Origin of the sequence: Shewanella nanhaiensis (assembly GCF_019457885.1) — a bacterium.
Lineage (GTDB): Bacteria > Pseudomonadota > Gammaproteobacteria > Enterobacterales > Shewanellaceae > Shewanella > Shewanella nanhaiensis.
On sequence record NZ_JAHZST010000035.1, the window covers coordinates 1 to 18,439 of the forward strand.

15 protein-coding genes and 1 pseudogene are annotated in these 18,439 nt (G+C 42.9%); 3 read left to right on the forward strand and 13 right to left on the reverse strand.

Features of this window, described 5'->3' with window-relative positions; genetic code table 11:
- Window positions 1-254: 254 nt before the first annotated feature.
- On the forward strand, window positions 255-1,586 hold the full coding sequence (locus K0625_RS23910) for an IS4 family transposase (protein ID WP_220111866.1): 1,332 nt from the start codon (window positions 255-257) through the stop codon (window positions 1,584-1,586).
- A gap of 67 nt (window positions 1,587-1,653) precedes the next feature.
- On the opposite strand, the gene adk is transcribed toward K0625_RS23910, so the two are convergent.
- The 11 genes from adk to K0625_RS23965 form a co-directional block, all read right to left on the reverse strand.
- Window positions 1,654-2,298 (reverse strand): adenylate kinase, encoded by a 645-nt coding sequence (gene adk / locus K0625_RS23915; RefSeq protein ID WP_012324428.1) that lies wholly within the window; start codon window positions 2,296-2,298, stop codon window positions 1,654-1,656.
- A gap of 206 nt (window positions 2,299-2,504) precedes the next feature.
- Window positions 2,505-3,350, reverse strand: coding sequence for a co-chaperone YbbN (locus K0625_RS23920; RefSeq protein ID WP_220111867.1), 846 nt, complete (start codon window positions 3,348-3,350; stop codon window positions 2,505-2,507).
- Between the two features lie 87 nt (window positions 3,351-3,437).
- Entirely contained in the window at window positions 3,438-5,354 is a 1,917-nt protein-coding gene (gene htpG, locus K0625_RS23925) for a molecular chaperone HtpG (RefSeq protein ID WP_064791702.1), read from the reverse strand.
- Between the two features lie 185 nt (window positions 5,355-5,539).
- Window positions 5,540-6,139, reverse strand: coding sequence for a recombination mediator RecR (gene recR / locus K0625_RS23930; protein ID WP_220111868.1), 600 nt, complete (start codon window positions 6,137-6,139; stop codon window positions 5,540-5,542).
- Between the two features lie 12 nt (window positions 6,140-6,151).
- Window positions 6,152-6,481 carry a YbaB/EbfC family nucleoid-associated protein gene (locus K0625_RS23935; RefSeq protein ID WP_012324424.1) on the reverse strand — a complete coding sequence of 110 codons (330 nt, stop codon included), beginning with the start codon at window positions 6,479-6,481 and terminating at the stop codon, window positions 6,152-6,154.
- An 84-nt stretch (window positions 6,482-6,565) separates the two neighbouring features.
- Window positions 6,566-9,307 carry a DNA polymerase III subunit gamma/tau gene (dnaX, locus tag K0625_RS23940; protein ID WP_220111869.1) on the reverse strand — a complete coding sequence of 914 codons (2,742 nt, stop codon included), beginning with the start codon at window positions 9,305-9,307 and terminating at the stop codon, window positions 6,566-6,568.
- Between the two features lie 109 nt (window positions 9,308-9,416).
- Window positions 9,417-9,962 carry an adenine phosphoribosyltransferase gene (apt, locus tag K0625_RS23945; RefSeq protein WP_220111870.1) on the reverse strand — a complete coding sequence of 182 codons (546 nt, stop codon included), beginning with the start codon at window positions 9,960-9,962 and terminating at the stop codon, window positions 9,417-9,419.
- A gap of 176 nt (window positions 9,963-10,138) precedes the next feature.
- Window positions 10,139-10,507 (reverse strand): YbaN family protein, encoded by a 369-nt coding sequence (locus K0625_RS23950; protein WP_220111871.1) that lies wholly within the window; start codon window positions 10,505-10,507, stop codon window positions 10,139-10,141.
- 426 nt (window positions 10,508-10,933) lie between these two features.
- Window positions 10,934-11,680: an HvfC family RiPP maturation protein gene (locus tag K0625_RS23955; RefSeq protein WP_220111872.1), complete on the reverse strand. Its 747-nt coding sequence runs from the start codon at window positions 11,678-11,680 to the stop codon at window positions 10,934-10,936.
- Complete coding sequence (locus K0625_RS23960; protein ID WP_220111873.1) at window positions 11,680-12,516, reverse strand: HvfB family MNIO-type RiPP peptide maturase; 837 nt, start codon at window positions 12,514-12,516, stop codon at window positions 11,680-11,682. Before K0625_RS23960 ends, K0625_RS23955 begins: the two co-directional genes overlap by 1 nt.
- A 151-nt stretch (window positions 12,517-12,667) precedes the next feature.
- On the reverse strand, window positions 12,668-13,099 hold the full coding sequence (locus K0625_RS23965; protein WP_220111874.1) for an HvfA family oxazolone/thioamide-modified RiPP metallophore: 432 nt from the start codon (window positions 13,097-13,099) through the stop codon (window positions 12,668-12,670).
- Window positions 13,100-13,497: 398 nt separating this feature from the next.
- Here K0625_RS23965 and dusC point away from each other — a divergent pair, with 398 nt between their 5' ends.
- Together dusC and K0625_RS23975 are read left to right on the forward strand one after the other, a co-directional pair.
- Window positions 13,498-14,445: a tRNA dihydrouridine(16) synthase DusC gene (gene dusC / locus K0625_RS23970; protein ID WP_220111875.1), complete on the forward strand. Its 948-nt coding sequence runs from the start codon at window positions 13,498-13,500 to the stop codon at window positions 14,443-14,445.
- Between the two features lie 176 nt (window positions 14,446-14,621).
- A complete protein-coding gene (locus tag K0625_RS23975) occupies window positions 14,622-14,978 on the forward strand; it encodes a TraR/DksA C4-type zinc finger protein (protein ID WP_220111876.1) in 357 nt (118 codons plus the stop codon).
- Between the two features lie 97 nt (window positions 14,979-15,075).
- Here the strand turns inward: K0625_RS23975 and K0625_RS23980 are convergent, their stop codons facing one another.
- Window positions 15,076-17,724, reverse strand: a complete 2,649-nt coding sequence (locus tag K0625_RS23980) for a TonB-dependent receptor plug domain-containing protein (RefSeq protein ID WP_220111877.1) — start codon at window positions 17,722-17,724, stop codon at window positions 15,076-15,078.
- Between the two features lie 651 nt (window positions 17,725-18,375).
- Window positions 18,376-18,439, reverse strand: a pseudogene (locus tag K0625_RS23985) (IS200/IS605 family transposase); the annotation flags it as partial.

Sequence of the window (18,439 nt, forward strand, 5' to 3'; positions counted from 1 at the left end):
CATAGCCTGCATTAGAAAAATGGTGGTCATACTTAACTCTATGCTCAGAGAGGGGGTTATGTGGGAGGCGCCAAAAGCTGAAAATTAGCTATTGACGCCATAGTCTCTTCTTATACTGATTGGTATAGCCTCGCTTACTCCCACAAAAAAGCCCACTAAAGTGTAACACCGATCAGTTAAGCGAAATGATCGGTTGACCGATCTTGTAGTTAGTTAAAAATACCCTCATACAATTTGTTTGAGGGTATTTTTTTATGTTGGCTCACTGGCTGATTGACGTTGATAACTTTGCTTCTCCTGATTCACTTAGTCTCTTTCAGAAAGAGCTTCCATTGGAATGGATAAATCAAGCTCTTGATGAAACAAATAAAGCGAGTATGAGGCGGCGCAAGCTACCCGCAGAGCTAGTTGTTTGGCTGCTTGTTGGTATTGGTTTATATCGAGATAGATCTATTACTGATGTTCTCGATAAACTAGACCTTAAGCTTTCTAACGCTCTAGGAGAGTCCGTTGCTCCTAGTGCTATTCCTCAAGCGAGAAAACGCCTAACGGCGGAGCCACTCAAAGCCCTTTTCTCCATGACTGCTCAGCACTGGAGTAAAGCTGAAGACAGCGAGGATAAATGGTTTGGTCTTAGGCTGTTCTCAGTAGATGGGACACAATTTAGAACTCATGATACTGATGCGCTTGCACAACATTACCAATATCTTAAACACAGCCAAACCCGTCATACAGAATACCCCGTCGTGAGACTATGTGCGCTTTGCTCCCTTCGTAGTCGATTACTTCATGATGTTGCTTTTGGCTCAAGTTCAACAGGTGAAATCAATTATGCCAAGCAGCTGATTTCATCAACAATGCCAGACTCTCTGACCATTTTTGACCGATGTTATTTAAGTGCCGAACTGATGATTAACTGGCAGCGTGAGCATGGCTCTAGTCACTGGATGACGCCAGTAAAATCCAACACAAAGTACGAAATCATTAGGCAACTAGATGATGAAGGACGTGATTTAATCGTTGAAATGAATGTCTCGCAGCATGCACAAAAACAAGACCCTAGCCTACCGCAGAAGTGGCAGGCAAGATTAGTGCTATACCCTGAGCAGGAACAACCTAATCATATTAAAGGTATACTCACTTCATTAACTGACAGCCAGTATGAGCCTCAATCTATACTCGATGTTTATTTTGAACGATGGGAGGTGGAAAACAGCTATGAGGAAATAAAACACGACATGTTGGAGGATGAACTCCTCCTTCGAAGCCAGTCAATAGAAGGAGTCGAGCAAGAAATCTGGGGGATATTAATTGCTTATAACCTAGTGCGCTTGGAGATTAGCCGAATAGCTAAAGAGGCGGAGGTGTCACCTTTACGGATAAGCTTTATGATGGCCCTTCGGGATATACAGGATGAGTTAATGTGGTGTGCGATAGCCTCACCAGGCTCGATACCGAAGAAACTACGGGCGATGAGGGAGCGGGTAAAACGTTACATATTACCTAAACGAAAAAAACGGCCCAAATCAAGGACCGTTCGTATAAGTAAAACTCGCTACCCTGTTAAATCAAAACATCTTAAGTGATAGGAGTTACACTAAAGTGGGCTTTATGAAATGAGCCAGCGCTCATTTAGAAATCATCTGGATAAGCTTAGCTTAAAGCAACAACAATCTCTTCACTAACAGAAGCAACACTTTGTGTGCCATCAAACTTACTGTATTTAGTCTGACCGTTAGCAGCAACATTACCGTAGTACTCAACCAATGGCTTAGTTTGCTCATGGTAAATATCTAAACGCTTACGTACTGTGCTCTCTTCGTCGTCAGGACGAATAGCAAGATCTTCACCAGTTACATCGTCTTTACCTTCAACTTTAGGCTGGTTGAATACAATGTGGTAAACACGACCAGAACCTGGGTGAACACGACGTCCACTCATGCGCTTAACTATCTCCTCATCTGGAACATCGATCTCAACAACGTGATCGATAGCAATACCAGCATCAGCCATAGCATCAGCCTGAGGAATAGTACGAGGGAAACCATCTAACAAGAACCCCTTCTCACAATCAGCTTGAGCAACACGCTCTTTAACTAGGCCAATAATTAGCTCATCTGACACTAATTGACCAGCGTCCATCACTTTCTTAGCTTCTAAGCCAAGTGGCGTACCCGCTTTAACTGCTGCACGAAGCATATCGCCAGTAGAAATTTGCGGGATACCGTATTTTTCCATGATGAACTGTGCCTGAGTACCTTTACCGGCACCTGGGGCACCTAATAACATGATGCGCATCTCGATTGTCCTTTTATTTGACATAGATTTCATTAGGCCGCGATCTTCGCACACTTGGCCACTATTTTGAAGAGGGATAAGTAGGTTTTAAGCCAGATATTCATTAGACTTTGGCCACATATACTAAGGTAGGAAACCAAAGAAATATCACCACCTCACCTATCTCTAATCCCACCTAGTTCTTTTACTCAGTGTTAATTCAACATTTAATATAAGAGACTGTAGAGTTTTCGCCGATATTGATTTGCCAGTGTATTTCCCTGACCTAACGCTGTGAGGATCTCTAAAAACAACTGCTTAACCTCACCATTTTCTACACTAATATCCTTAGATAAAGGCGTAAATAATATCGCTAACGCTTCCTCGTTGCGTTTTGCTTGGTGCAAAGCCTTAGCCAGTAACAGTAACTGAGCCATATTCTCTGGCTCACTTTCCACAGCTTTTTGTAGCTCCCTTATCTCAGGGCTATCCGCAGCATCTAATGCTAAGGCAAGTTTGGCCTTCAAACTCTGATAATAACTGTCTTGATCCGCAAGGCCTGTGCTGGCTAACAACTCAGCCGCTGAGTCAAAATCATCTAACATTAAACAAGCATCGGCAAAAACCAAAGTAACTTCTGCATTAGGCGATTCAGCGTAAGCTTGTTTTAACAAGACTAATGCTGATGCCGCATCTTGCAGGGCCAGTAAATTTTTCGCCTCATTAAGTTGTATCTGCCACTGGGCAGGGAGATGTTTATCAAGCATTGCTGCGATCTGCATCTCCTCTTGAAGCCCCGCAAAACCATCCACAGGCTTACCTTCACTCAGTACAAGTGTGGTCGGCACGCTTTGAATTTGGAAGTAGTTAGCTATCTCCATCTCTTTATCGCAATCGACTTTTGCTAACACAAAACGACCCGCTTGCTTGTGTGCCATCCCTGTTAAGGTTTGAGATAGTGCCACACTTTCCGGACTTTGCTGCGACCAAAAAGCTAAGACGACAACTTGCTTCATCGATGCATCAACCACATCTTGAATATTATCTTTAGTCAGTTCTAAAACAGCTTCCATAACAATCCTAAATTACAAAGTAAAAAAAGAGGCAGACTCTTAACCAAACAAGTCATGCCTCCTATTTTTGTCCAAGTTAATTGCAGTTTACTTTAGCTGAGCTAAAAGCATCTGGTTCATTAATTTAATGAATGCTGAAGGATCTGCCAAGCTACCCTTTTCTGAAAGCTGCGCTTGCTGAAGCAGTAGATCACTCCACTGCGCAAACAGCTCCTCATCTTGCTCATCATTTAAACGTGCAACGAGTGGATGCTCTGGATTGATCTCAAATCTAGGCTTACTTTCTGGTACAGATTGGCCCGCCGCTTCCATCAACTTGATCATCTGTGTCGACATCTCACCTTCACCGGCAACCACACAAGCTGGCGTGTCAGTTAGACGAGTAGTCACTTTAACCTCAGAGACTTTATCACCTAACGCATCTTTAACGCGCTTTACTAAACCTTCAGATTCGGTCTCAAGTTTCTCTTGCGCCTCTTTCTCGCTAGCATCTTCAAGATCGCCAAGCTCAAGATCGCCACGTGTAACAGAGTGAAGCTGCTTACCATCAAACTCTGTTAAGTGGTTAATCAACCACTCATCGATACGCTCTGACATTAAGAGCACCTCAATGCCCTTCTTACGCAATAACTCAAGGTGCGGACTGTTGGCTGCCGCTTCATGGCTGTCAGCAACAATGTAGTAGATCTTAGATTGACCTTCTTTCATGCGCTCGATGTAGTCAGCCAGTGATACGTTTGCTGTCGCTTCGCCAGTATGAGTCGATGCAAAACGCAGTAAGCCTGCTACACGCTCTTTGTTTGCAAAGTCTTCGGCAGGTCCCTCTTTTAACACTTGGCCAAATTCAGCCCAGAACGACTGATATTTCTCTGCATCATTCTTTGCAAGCTTCTCAAGCATACCCAACACACGCTTAGTCACAGCCGTTCTCAATGCCGTTGTGATCTTGTTGTCTTGTAGAATTTCACGAGAAACGTTTAGCGGAAGATCATTTGAGTCAATCAAACCCTGTACAAAACGGAGGTAGCTAGGCATAAACTGCTCAGCATCATCCATCACAAAAACACGTTGTACAAACAGTTTCAGACCGTGTTTACGGTCACGGTTCCACATATCCCAAGGTGCTTTCGAAGGAATGTATAGTAAGCTCGTATACTCCTGCTTACCTTCAACACGGTTGTGGCTCCAAATTAGTGGATCGGTAAAGTCATGGGAGATATGTTTGTAGAACTCCTCATACTCCTCTTTCGAAACATCACTCTTGTTGCGTGTCCAAAGCGCCGTCGCCTTGTTCATCGCCTTCCACTCACCTTCAGTCGCTTCTACCGCTTCTTGCTCTTCGGTTGCTTCAACAGCAGGAGTTCCTGGCTCGAACATCTCAACAGGCACAGAGATATGATCTGAGTATTTAGTAATAATTGAGCGAAGGCGGAAATCATCGGCGAACTCCTTCTCCTCTTCACGTAGGTGAAGCACGATCTCTGTTCCGCGGTTCTCTTTAACTATATTTTCAACAGTAAAGTCACCTTCACCAGCCGATTCCCACTGCACGCCCTCTTCACTGCTATGACCTGCAGCTCGAGTACGAACCGTCACCTTATCGGCTACAATAAATGATGAGTAGAAACCAACACCAAATTGACCAATCAGTTGTGAATCCTTCGACTCATCACCAGAGAGGTTTTTAAAGAAGTCTGCGGTACCTGACTTAGCGATAGTGCCTAAATGTTCAATAACGCTGTCGCGGGTCATACCGATGCCGTTATCTTCAATAGTAACGGTACCTTTCTCTTTATCTGTACTGATACGAACTCTTAGCTCACCGTCACCTTCATAAAGCGCATCGTTAGTTAACGCTTCATAACGTAGCTTGTCAGCTGCATCGGCAGCATTGGATACCAATTCACGCAAGAAAATCTCTTTGTTTGAATACAGAGAGTGGATCATCAAGTTAAGGAGTTGCTTGACTTCAGTTTGAAAGCCGTGAGTTTCTTGTTGAGACATGGATTGTTCCTTTATCTGTTTCACTAAAACGAATTCTTTATGCAGATAGAGATGGGGCTGGAATTTACCTTTTCAAGGGAAAAAGTTTCTGAATATTTCAAATGATTAAAAAAAACCCAGGATCTAGTCTCTAGATACTGGGTTATTTATGACTAAGGCAATCGAATAGCAGAGCCAAAAAATAGTTACAGTGGCAAACGCCCATTAAACGAGAGTGCTAATGTGGTGCTATCCACATACTCAAGTTCACCGCCAACAGGAACACCGTGGGCGATACGACTAACAGAAACCTGGTGACCCTTGGCCATATCGGCAATAAAGTGTGCAGTTGCATCCCCCTCAACCGTTGGGTTGGTCGCAAGAATAAGCTCAGATACCTCACCGGAAGCCAAATGGGCTTCAAGCAGGGATAAACCAAGCTCTTCAGGTCCAACACCATCGAGTGGTGATAGATGACCTAATAGCACAAAGTATCGACCTGAAAAATGCCCCCCAGCCTCTATGGCAAGTACATCAGCGGGCGTTTCAACGACGCAGATAACTTCAGAGTTTCCCCGTTTGTGGCTGGCACAAATCGGGCAAAGGGTCTCTTCGGTAAAAGTACGACAAGCCTGACAATGTCCCACATCACTCATCGCGCTCGACAACGCAGAGGCCAGAGACTGCCCCGCCTTACGGTCACGCTCTAACAGCTGAAAAGCCATGCGCTGTGCAGATTTTGGCCCAACACCAGGCAAATACTTAAGTGATTGAATGAGTTCATCAACCAAAGGGCTAAATTTCATTTTTCGTCCTAGTTAAAATGGCATCTTCATGCCAGGTGGTAGTTGCATTCCACCAGTCACTTCAGCCATTTTATCTTTTTGGTTCTCTTCAACACGACGCGCAGCATCGTTGCAAGCTGCAGCGATAAGATCTTCTAGCATCTCTTTGTCATCTTCCAACAGGCTTGGATCGATATCCACTTTACGTACGCTGTGAGAACCCGTCATGGTGACTTTTACAAGACCAGCACCGGCTTCACCTGTGACTTCCATACGTGCGATCTCTTCCTGCACTTTGGCCATTTTGTCTTGCATCTGTTGGGCCTGTTTCATCAGGTTACCCATACCGCCTTTTCCAAACATAGCTATATCTCTTCAATTAAGGGTCTAATAAAGTTGGCTCATCTTACTTAAAAAATAGTGATAATCAATCAAAGCCGCACAAAGTTATGACTCAGGTAGCGACTTAAAGTTCGACTTATCGATAAGCTCGATGGTATTTCCTTTCAAACTGAGCAGTTCAGGACTGTAGCTTAAGCTATCCGTTTCAAACTCAGCATCCATCTCAGCCATCAACCATTGAATATGAGTATCACTCATTAATCCTTGGTGCGCCTGAGACAGTAACTCTCGATGGAAACGCTGACGAATCTCTAAGGGCGTTTCACGGCTGGTGTCGCTTCCCACAGAAACCGTAACGTTAACCTCTTTATCTAGGGCTCTCCCCAGCGCTTCCTCTAATTGGGTGATCGCAATATCGGCAGCAAGATGCTTCTGATTAGGCTTTAATAAGAGCGCAAGGGGCTCGATGAAATGGTGGCAAACAGAGTTAACCGCCAGTTGGCGTACTCGTCCACCCACATCGAGTGCCGACATCAAACGATACCATTTAAGATCGATCTCATTACCGCTCACACTGCCATCATCCGCTAAGCTTATCTCAGCTGTCAGTATCTTCTCTTCTGGCTCAGAAACAGACACCTCTGGTTCAGGAGCTTGAGTTAATTCACTCCCATACTCCTCTACATGAGGTGTTGCATCGTTTAACGTCTCTTCAACAGCAGGAGTTAATGGCTCCTCCCAAGGTGGCCTATCGTCGCTATCTGAAACGTTAGCATTAACTTCATTCTCAGCAATCTCATCACCGCTGCTTTTATCAGCTTGATGCTCTGCTTGATGAGCAGCTTGATCATCTTCGCTTTGAATAGGCTCTTGAGGCTCTGCTACTGGTGCTTGTCGCTTAGGCGGCACAAACTCTTTTCGCTGGGGATCAGACTTTTTTCCATCACTCTCCTTAGGCTTCTCAGCACTAAGTTGAGTTAACAAGCTATCTCTCGCCGCTAAAACAGCATCCAGAATATCATCTTCCTCAGGGCCACTAGCAGATGTGGTCTCAGCTGAAAGTGACTCATGACTTTCACCTGTTGGCTCTGGCGTTGAGTATGAGCCTTGTTCAGCTGCGTCTGAATAGGAGTCTGAATAGTCCTCATGAAACTGCTCTTGATACTCATTTTGAGCATCGAACTGAGCCGCTTGAGCATAGTACTCATCGGGAACCACATTAGGATCTGAGTCAGAGGACTCACTGCTTGTTTCAACAGTGCTCTTGGCACTCTCAACTCGCTCTGGAGTAATCTCTGGCAGCGCTTTAGCAGGCTCGGATGCAACTTCAGTTTCTTTTGCATCAACAGGTGCTTGTAACTCAGTAGAATCTGTACTCTCCTGCTCCATTCCCTGACTTGCAGCCTGACTTAATATTAAGGTTTGTTCGCTGTTTAAGCTCTCAAGCTCAGCATCTTCATCATCTCCCCCTTCTGATCCATCGGATGCGGATGCTAAAACGGGTGCGTTTTCCTCTGCACTATGATCAGCACGATGAGATGTACTACCAAGCTTAGCTGCAGGCTCGCTCTCCTCTTGTAGCTTGATCTCAGGAGACTCAATATTACCTATTCCATCAAGAGCCTCTGCAGGCGGTATCGCTGCATTTGCAGTTGAATCTGTGGCAACTTGAGTAGCCTCGACAGCATGAGCGCTTGGCTTAGCATCATTAACATCAGGCACTGAAATAGTGGCTGGCTTATCGACAATCCAGCGCTTAACAGGTACCTCTGGCACAAATGACACCGCTCTGAGCAGTGCCATCTCCAGACCCGATTTAGGATCTGGTGCATGGGGAAGATCTTTACGGCCAGTTAACAGTAATTGGTAATAGAGTTGTACCTGTTCTGGGCTCAACTGTGTTGCAAATGCGGTTATCTGCTCACTATAGATGGATAACTGAGCTGCAGCGGGGGCAAATTGACTTAAGGTTATCTGATGTAACAGTTCAAGTAAGCTACGCAGTACCTCTTCAGGATCGGCACCAAATGAGAGCACTTGGGAGATCACCTGCATAAGGTGTTCTATATCTCCTTGAGTAATAGCATTAAAAAGCGTGATAACGTGCCTTTCATCAATGCTACCTAGCATGGTCTGCACTTGGTTCAGTCTAACTTCACCACCACCAAAAGCGATCGCTTGATCGGTCAAGCTCAATGCATCTCGCATGCTGCCATTAGCCGCCTTGGCTAATAGAGTTAATGCTTGATTTTCAAAGACAAGTGACTCTTGAGTCAACACATGCGATAACTGCTGAGTTATCTCATCTTGGGTCAAACTTTTTAAGTTAAACTGTAAACAACGTGACAAAACCGTCACAGGAAGACGCTGGGGATCCGTTGTTGCGAGCAAAAACTTTACATGCTCAGGAGGCTCTTCCAATGTTTTAAGAAGCGCATTAAAGCTGCTGCGGGACAGCATATGCACTTCATCGATCAAATAGACTTTAAACCGACCTCGGCTGGGACGGTACTGGACATTATCAAGTAACTCACGCGTGTCATCGACTTTTGTTCTTGACGCCGCATCCACCTCAATAAGATCCACAAAGCGACCTTCAGAGATCTCAACACAACTGGAACATTTTCCACACGGGGTTGCCGTGACACCTTGTTCACAGTTTAATCCTTTTGCGAAGAGTCGGGCTAAGCTTGTTTTCCCCACCCCTCGGGTACCGGAAAACAGATATGCATGATGTAATCTCTGCTGAGTCAATGCGTTGGTTAACGCATGCAAAACATGAGACTGGCCAACCATTTGCTCAAAAGTGGCAGGGCGCCATTTTCTGGCCAACACCTGATAAGACATGGAACTCCCCAAAGCGTTTTAATATCAATTTCGGGAGCATGCTCCTCGGATTCTCGCACAATAGCATGCCATGCTAAAACTCGCTACCGAGGAACATTTTTACGCTGCTTTATTCGCCTTCAAACTCGCAAAGTGTAACCAGTTCAAGATCCATCTCTTCAAGACGTTTAACACCACCTAAATCAGGTAAAGAGATCACAAAAGCGGCATGTTTCACTTCACCACCTAACTTACGAATAAGCTTCACCGTTGCTTCAATCGTACCGCCAGTCGCTAGCAGATCATCAACAACTAATACTTTGTCATTTTCATTAATAGCATCAACATGAAGCTCTAATACATCATGCCCATACTCAAGCTCATAGCTTTCAGAGATAGTTTCACGTGGCAGTTTGCCAGGTTTACGTACTGGGACGAAACCAACACCAAGCTCTAACGCTAACGGAGCGCCGAATAGAAAACCACGTGCTTCAGTACCGACTATCTTAGTAAAACCATGGTCTTTATAGTGCTGAACTAAAATGTCCATGGTTGCTTTATAAGCGGTATGATCTTCAAGTAGGCTGGTCACGTCTCTAAATAGGATCCCTGGTTTTGGATAATCCGGGATAGTTTTAATACTCTGTTTTATTATCGCTAAGCTATCGTTATTCATGCCATCATCTTTTGGTTTTGTCGACAAGTTTAGCTGCCGACGTTTTAAAATCCGGCTAAAGCTTAAGCCGCTTTAGATTCAGTTGCAACAAGCTGGAGTGCTAATTAGGAGTATTTTGACGAGGGGATCTCATAAAGTCATAAGCATGCTCCCTTTTACAATGACTTATGCACTCGTTAATCTTCTAGTTCAGGGATCTGCCTAAGGTACAAGCCCAATCCAATGGCAAAACATAAAAGCATCACTTTCACCCAAATTAAAGGGACAATAGTAATGCTAACCGCAAAACTTAACCCACTGACGATATAAGCCTTTCTTTTTAAGCCTTTTCGTATCGCCCGTTTTTTATCCCAGTCATTTAGCGCCTCTGAAAACCAAGGGTGAGTCATTAACCATAGATGCAAACGCTCACTCGAACGTGCAAAACAGAATGCCGCTAACAGGATAAATGGTACGGTTGGCAATATTGGCAACGGGATCCCCAATAAACCTAGAAATAAGCTACACAAGCCACAAATAAGATAAAAGCCACGCTTTAAAACCATCTCAATCCTCAACAAGATATGCAGCAGCTATTTTCGGATAAAATAGCCTGTTCACAAAGCCCTCTGAGTATAAACAAATCCCCTCCACCGCTATCCTTGCAATCAGGGATAAGCACTTCCATGTACAAAAAACCACTCAAAAGAGTGGTTAGTTTATATGAATTTTAATCAATAATTAGAGCAAGCCACTAAATTTTAACCATGACAATGTCGCGGGTAAGGTTGGTATTAACAACACAAGAATAAAACCAATAAAATAGAAAATGTTAAATGCATCTTTAAACGGCTGACTCATGACTTCCTCACAATAATTTACGACGTTTTATTGATCTAGATCAATTTATGCGGTCATTATAGTGTGAAGCTCACAATTTAGGAAGCGAGTTTAATACCTTTGTTTGAATTCAATCTTTAATCATCTCCAGCTTAATTAGGGACAAATTGTTGAATGACTCCTTTCGATGCAAGGTCTTCTAACAGCTTCTGCGCACCTTGAGTTAACATCGTTTTATCCATATCAGTGTAGATATCTGCCAGCCAACTGTTTACATCATCAAGAGTCACTGCTTCATATTGAGACAAAAAGCCTAAAACCTGTGCTGACAGTGGTGTTAATTGCAAAAATATCACCTCATCATCACCATCTCGATAGAGACAGAAAAACTGTGGCGACGAGCCAGGCTCTTCAGGACAGTACTCTTCGCTAATATGTTGAACATCATATGAGTATTGCAACACCTTTGCGGTATCGGCTAAACAAATAGGAAACTCAGCAATACCTCCCTTAATAGGCTTATGTTGTGGGTTATCTTTAGCGACAGCAACCACTAACTCCATATATTCGTAATGTGCCAGCTCGAGCATGAATACAGGATCACTTGGCTGAAGTTCATATTCACTTTGCACAAAAGCTAAAAACTCCTGAGCTATCTCAATAAATATGGGAGTTTGACAGTCATGAGTCACAAAGAAGTCCTGCACTAATGCTAACCAGTCCTCATCGCTATACAGTGTCTTTAACACAGGAAAAGCACTTGAGATAAACCCATCCACGTTATTAAAAAACAGCTCCCGATACACTTTCATTCTTCGCTCATCGGTCCCACTGGGTAATGTCGAAGAAGGCTCTTTTATATGGTCGATAAATGACTGTTGGATCTCTAAAAAGTGCATTATGCTCTCCTAGCTAAATTCGCAATCTCTAGCTGTTGATATTGAGCAATTTGATTGATCTCCTCCAACAAAACAGGTGTTTCTGGAATATTAAAGTCTCGCTCTAACAAAGTGGGAAATACACCATGAGCTTGGTAGCACTCAGCCAACAACTCCCAAACTGGCGAGATCACATCCGCGCCATGAGTATCGACAATCAGATCTTTATCCTCCTCGTAATGGCCCGCTATATGAAGGTACTCTATCCGCTCTGTTGGCATCGCTCGCAAAAATTGTTTTGCATCATATTGATGATTGATGGAATTAACATAAATATTATTCACATCCAAAAGCATTTTACAGTCAGCTTCATCCAATACCGCAGTTACAAACTCAAGCTCCGACATCTGGGCACCAGGTGCTGTATAAAAGGAGACATTTTCGAGAATAAGCGCACGTTCTAAAATATCTTCGACCTGTTTTACTCGTTTGGCAACGTAGTGCACCGCCTCCTCCGTAAAGGGGATCGGCATTAAATCGTACATATGACCAGTACCAGAGCAGTAACTTAAATGCTCAGAATAGACAGAGATTTTATGCTCATCCATGAAAGACTTAATGTTTTTGACAAACTGAACATCGAGCTCTGCAGGTCCTCCAATCGAGAGAGATAAACCATGGCAGAAAAATTCATGTTGCTCAGTTAACTGCTTAAACTGTCGTCCATATTTTCCACCTAATGTCATCCAGTTTTCTGGAGCGACTTCAAAAAAATCGATCTCCTGAGGAGAGCTCTGACAAAACTCATCGAGCATCTCTCGTCTAAGACCGAGTCCTACTTTTGCACGCTCATCCATCCCACTCTCCTGCTGTTTCATCATATCTAACTAAATTGTAATACCGACATACACTCAGAAACAATTAAGGCCAGATAGACTGGCCTTAAATTAACAATAGCTCTCATCAGGGCTATTGTATTGTTTCACACAGCAATGTTTGGGTAATTAATTACTTACTGCCGCCACATTTTCCTTCACCACACTTACCTTCTTTACCTTTCTTTTTATCGCCACCACACTTGCCTTCGCCACATTTGCCCTCTTTGGCTTTCTTCATGTCGCCGCCACACTTACCTTCGCCACATTTGCCCTCTTTGGCCTTCTTCATGTCGCCGCCGCACTTACCTTCGCCACATTTGCCCTCTTTGCCCTTCTTCATGTCGCCGCCACACTTACCTTCGCCACATTTTCCCTCTTTGGCCTTTTTCTTGTCACCGCCACATTTACCTTCACCACACTTACCTTCACCGTCAACGAGCTGGTAACCAGACTCCATTTGGCTATAACCAAATGGGTTTGCTTGAGCTTCTGCAGCAAAAGCTGAACCGACAACAACAGTACCTAAAGCAGCAGCAACAACTGTTTTTTTAACTAAATTCATAATGATTTCCTTCCGTATTAATTTAAGTCGTTTTTGTTGCCAACGACATTGTTGTCAGCTGGCTTGCATTAATAGACCCGACACATTTCAATTTTATTTCATTTTTTCCATGACGTTCACATTTATGACGCATAATGACCACATTCGCAACTTTTTATCCCAGTCTCAAACCAGAGCATCAAGATAGTTTTTTGTATCTATTCACAGCTTAAGGTAAAATATCTCTGTCCTCGACGAGACCTCTAAGCAATAAGTTTAGGCCGATCCCGCGGCATTATTTTTGAATGTTGATAGTATGGCTGCAACAACACCATTTCCAAAAACGCCTCAAAATGACGCTCAATTCAATCGACTCCAAAGTGGGTTCACTTAATGATCTGTAAGGTAAAGAATCAACAATGCGTGTAATACTTGCTCCAATGGAAGGCGTTGCCGATGCTCCAATGCGCTCACTGCTTACTAGCGTTGGCGGTTATGATCTTGTTATTAGCGAATTTATTCGAGTTGTGGATCAATTATTACCTGAAAAAGTCTTCTACCGCTTATGTGCAGAATTAGCCTATGGCAGCAAAACCAAAGCAGGAACCCCAGTTAGATTACAGCTTCTGGGGCAACACCCAAATTGGATGGCTGAAAACGCCATAAGAGCTATCGAACTTGGCTCACTCGGCGTTGACCTCAATTACGGTTGCCCAGCCCCCATGGTTAATAGAAGTAATGGCGGTGCCGCCTTACTTAAAGAGCCTGAAACTATCTATAAAGTCACTAAAGCCGTAAGAGAAGCAGTACCTTCATCACATCCTGTTTCAGCCAAAATCAGATTAGGCTGGGATGATAAAAGCCGTTGCGTAGAGATAGCCCAAGCTATTGAATCGGCAGGTGCTACTGAACTCACAGTGCATGCTAGAACTAAGGAGGAGGGTTACCGCCCTCCGGCCCATTGGGAATACATCAATTTAATACGAGAAGCGATTGCTATCCCAGTCATCGCTAATGGTGAAGTATGGTGTCATCAAGATTACTTAAAATGTCAGGCTGCCAGTGGATGCGATGACGTAATGATAGGACGAGGTGCGTTAGCGGTTCCCAATTTAGCCCATGTCATCAAAACCAACCAAGTAAAGATGCCCTGGAACCAAGTGATGCAGCTGCTATTGAAATATTCTGAATATGAAATTGTCAGCGTCAAAGAGAAGTATTATCCAGCTAGAATCAAACAGTGGTTAAAATTTATGGTTAAACAATACCCACAAGCCGATGCCCTATTTACGCAAGTGCGTGTAATGAAACAAACTCAAGAGATCCTCGCCCTGTTAAGAAGTGAAGCTGAGAATCAATACCTATAGGTAGTCATGAGCAAAAGCGTACAAAATAGCAGTAAAGATCAAAGCTCTCGCTCATTTGACGCTATTTATCCATATAAATAGTGTAAATATGACTGAGTTTTGATCTTAGTCATAACGCTTCCTCCTCACCTGTTTAGACTTAATGTCCGATAGAAATATAACTTAGGCATATTCCCGTGAGCAGATCCCACATCAGACATGAATTGTCGAAACTAGAAAGTTGTCTCAGGAAGGAGATAGGTGAGCTTGCCAATAAACACCAAATAAAGTTGGAAAGTCAGCAGAGTAGCCTCTGTGAGATTATCGAAGTATTAACTCAAGCAAAACTTTGTGATGAGCCATTATTTTGTAGACTCACAAAACTCGACGCCGCTTTTTGTCAGCTCGATATTGGACTCTATGGGTTATGCGCTGATTGTGAAAATGAGATTGAACCGGAAAGGTTAGCTTGGGATATGCTCGAGCAAAGGTGTGCAGAGTGCGCTGAAAACTATGAGCACCAACATAGGCAAGAACTCAGGCTTAATCATTAATGGATAAACTCCAGCACTAACTTGATTATACCTTTACATCACGCAATAAAAAAACCTCCGATAAACGGAGGTTTTTGCATTTCATATCACTGAAAATTTAGAATGACTGTTGAATTTTAAAGAATACGGTACGTCCTAGTACATCATAAAGACCCGTATTCACATCACGCCAACCGACAGTCCCATCATAGAATGAAGGTGCTTCTTCATCAAACAAGTTATTAACACCTAAAGTCAAACTACCATTCCAATCATGTGTGTACGAGAATTGGACATTGTGCTTAAAGTACGATGGAATATCTGCAAGATAATCTGTACCGAACTCTTCATTTCCAGAGTCCTGAGCACCAATATAATAGGTTGTCCATGCAGCGCTCATATCACCCAAGGTCCATGCAAGATTCACATTACCACGAAACTCTGGGTAATCCTGTAAACCGGCATAGTCAAACGGCTCTTCACCAGCTGCAGTGGTTTGAGAGAACTCCTCAACGTATCCCATCTCCCCTTTCACGCCAAAGTCACCAAATCCAGTTTCAAGAGTATAGGTTGCTTTAAAATCAAAACCAGAGGTTTCCAGGCTAGCCATATTGCGATCAAAGCTGTACGCCACATCAATCTTACCCTCTTCATCACGCACAATTGCATCTGATGAACCATTATCCATCTCATCTTTTAATAAGCGAGTCAGACTAGTTGCTGCTATTTGATTATCCAGCGTTAAATCATAATATGATAACTCGAGTGCTAGGCTGTCTGTAACATTCCAAACGACACCCGTTGTAAAGGATTCCCCCTCTTCAGGCTTGAGTTCAGGGTTACCACCGAACCAAGTTTTATGTTGTGAGCCGCCCGTAGCACAGTAGACTGGATCTTTTTCAGCATTATTTCCTGCATCACACCACAGGTTGTCATCCGCTGTTGAAAAACTCAAAGCTTGACTTGAGAACATCTCTCCCATGTTTGGCGCACGGAAAGACTCTCCCCAACTGGCACGTACTAAAAGCGAATCGACAGGACGCCATGCTATTCCTAACTGTGGAGATACATTATCAAATGATCCACTGACTAAATTAGCACCAACATCACCCTCTTGATCATAATTGTCGTAACGAACAGCCGCATTCAAATCAATGTTGTAAGGCAAGTTAGCTTTCAACTCCATGAAAGCTGACATACGATCTCGAGTAGCATCAACATCATCACCACCAGAACCACCAGATACTTTACCAGAAGCTGATTGAGGATCACTCTTCTGTGCAAAGTCAACCATTTCATACTCAGCACCGATAACACCAGCCAAAGTAAACTCACCACTTTCAACTAAAGTCGTTGAGATCAAGCCATCTATTTGCTTACTGTTAAATTGTGCTTGATAGAGTCCAGTATGCGCAGCTTGACCATACAAATCAGTCATCATTGCATTCCAATCACCGTAACTCATCCCAGTGGTATTAAAGATGTCATACTCTTCACTATCAATAAGCGTTTGCACAATATCATCATTAATCAGGTTTTCATTAAATACGTTAGTTGTAGAGCGACTGTATTGGCCATTAACTTCCCAATCAAGCCCATTACCAACGTCTATATAACCCACTAAACCACCGAAGAAATCTATGCTATTGATCTCTGTATGTGCATCACGCTCGCCTTGCTGAGCTGAACGCATATACAAAGTTAAATCTTCACCAGCTGGATTGTAAGCATTCGATGCAGACATTGTAGGCTTGTTAGTAGAAACAGGAGTACCAGCATAACGAGTATCAGTCTCAGACAATGAAGCACTCGCTCGACCACGGAATTGAAGGTTCTCTGATAATTCATAGTTAAAATTTGACAGTACAGAGTTTTGCTCCATATCCCCAAACAACTTGGTCACCTCACCGTAGCTATACAAACAACGACCACTATTATTGCCATCGGTTGAATCATAGGTATTATCAGCTTCATTACAAGAAGCACTATTTGAGATCCAACCGCTGTCTCCTTTCCCATTAGGAACCGAACTATATGATGAATAATCAAAATATGTTGGATCATCAAACTTCCAAATATCTTTATCCCAAACAGCATCAGCTTTGTAATGTTCAAAAGTTAAAGTGATATTGCCTTTCTCATTCGAATAGCCGCTTGTGACGGTAAAGCGATTAGCATCACCACCTTCTACACTTGGTAATTCAGAATCATAAGTGAAGTTTAATCCTTCAAAATCCTTCTTGGTAACAATATTGATAACACCCGCGACAGCATCTGATCCGTAAACGGCTGACGCCCCCTCCCTAAGAATTTCAATTCGCTCCACGATTGCCATAGGGATCCTTGACGTATCAGCAGCAGCTCCTGAACTTGAACTTGTACCAGGCATGCGTCGACCATCTAATAGCACTAATGTATACTTCGCATCTAAACCACGCATTTGAACACTGCTTGTTGCTGCACCGCCACTTCCATAACCAGACGTTCCGCGCCATGAACCAAAACTATTCACTGATGAGTTATTGAGTACATCTGCAACCGTTGCCTCACCACTCAACTTAATGTCTTCGGCGGTAAGAACTGTTATTGGTGAAGCATTCTCCATATCCACTTGCTTAATTCGAGACCCAGTCACTTCAATGCGTTCAACTTTAGCACCTTCTTGCTGCTCTTCTGCGAAGGCTAAGCCAGAAAGTGCAACTGTAGATGCAGCAGCGACAATAAAACTACTACGTACAGCTTTTGCTGTTAAGGACAAAGTATTCATATATTCTCCCTCATCATATTAACCACTTTTTTAGTAGAAAATAAATTCGATGATAATTGTTATTGTTATTAATAGTTTTCTAAATGGAGTAAAGGTGACAACCTTATGAATCAATAATGTTAAATACCACCAAACAAGTCAACAGTGGAAACATTTAAATAACGACAATGTAAACAATTGATACAAACAATAATCACCAAAGAAAAATAACAATAAGTATCAACCAGATAAGAAGGGGGCAGCTAAAAATAACAGTCAAATAAAAATTAGAGAATGGTAAACTAAAACCCCACAAAAGATACAAATAGCACCAACTGTTTTATATTTATTAATTAATTTAAAAGCAGAAACAAATAATAAAACAACGTATCAAAATGAAACATCAATTAAATGAAAAATTAAAAATCACTAAATAAAATAAGAGCTATCCACTATTAAAAAGTTACCTTTCATAAACGAGTAATAATGCGTCGATGAAAAGGAGCTCTGAATTATGGAAAGAAAAGATAGGTGTCGGATAGGAAACTGAGCAACTGTCATTTGCATTATTTACAGATACGCTATGGGGAGAGGTGAGAGTGAGAGCAGATGTAAAGAATCCACCTTCTGAAGAAGGTGGCTTTGCATTAGCCCCCTAAAAGGGGGCGTTGTCTACTTCAAATCTAATTGCGGCTGCTCCTGTTTTTCAACCTTTTCTTGATGCCTTACATATCTT

Bases quoted from the DNA above. Each gene is read 5' to 3' on its own strand.
- K0625_RS23910 (WP_220111866.1), top strand. From the start codon at position 255: ATGTTGGCTCACTGGCTGATTGACGTTGATAACTTTGCTTCTCCTGAT.
- adk (WP_012324428.1), bottom strand. From the start codon at position 2,298: ATGCGCATCATGTTATTAGGTGCCCCAGGTGCCGGTAAAGGTACTCAG.
- K0625_RS23920 (WP_220111867.1), bottom strand. From the start codon at position 3,350: ATGGAAGCTGTTTTAGAACTGACTAAAGATAATATTCAAGATGTGGTT.
- htpG (WP_064791702.1), bottom strand. From the start codon at position 5,354: ATGTCTCAACAAGAAACTCACGGCTTTCAAACTGAAGTCAAGCAACTC.
- recR (WP_220111868.1), bottom strand. From the start codon at position 6,139: ATGAAATTTAGCCCTTTGGTTGATGAACTCATTCAATCACTTAAGTAT.
- K0625_RS23935 (WP_012324424.1), bottom strand. From the start codon at position 6,481: ATGTTTGGAAAAGGCGGTATGGGTAACCTGATGAAACAGGCCCAACAG.
- dnaX (WP_220111869.1), bottom strand. From the start codon at position 9,307: ATGTCTTATCAGGTGTTGGCCAGAAAATGGCGCCCTGCCACTTTTGAG.
- apt (WP_220111870.1), bottom strand. From the start codon at position 9,962: ATGAATAACGATAGCTTAGCGATAATAAAACAGAGTATTAAAACTATC.
- K0625_RS23950 (WP_220111871.1), bottom strand. From the start codon at position 10,507: ATGGTTTTAAAGCGTGGCTTTTATCTTATTTGTGGCTTGTGTAGCTTA.
- K0625_RS23955 (WP_220111872.1), bottom strand. From the start codon at position 11,680: ATGCACTTTTTAGAGATCCAACAGTCATTTATCGACCATATAAAAGAG.
- K0625_RS23960 (WP_220111873.1), bottom strand. From the start codon at position 12,516: ATGGATGAGCGTGCAAAAGTAGGACTCGGTCTTAGACGAGAGATGCTC.
- K0625_RS23965 (WP_220111874.1), bottom strand. From the start codon at position 13,099: ATGAATTTAGTTAAAAAAACAGTTGTTGCTGCTGCTTTAGGTACTGTT.
- dusC (WP_220111875.1), top strand. From the start codon at position 13,498: ATGCGTGTAATACTTGCTCCAATGGAAGGCGTTGCCGATGCTCCAATG.
- K0625_RS23980 (WP_220111877.1), bottom strand. From the start codon at position 17,724: ATGAATACTTTGTCCTTAACAGCAAAAGCTGTACGTAGTAGTTTTATT.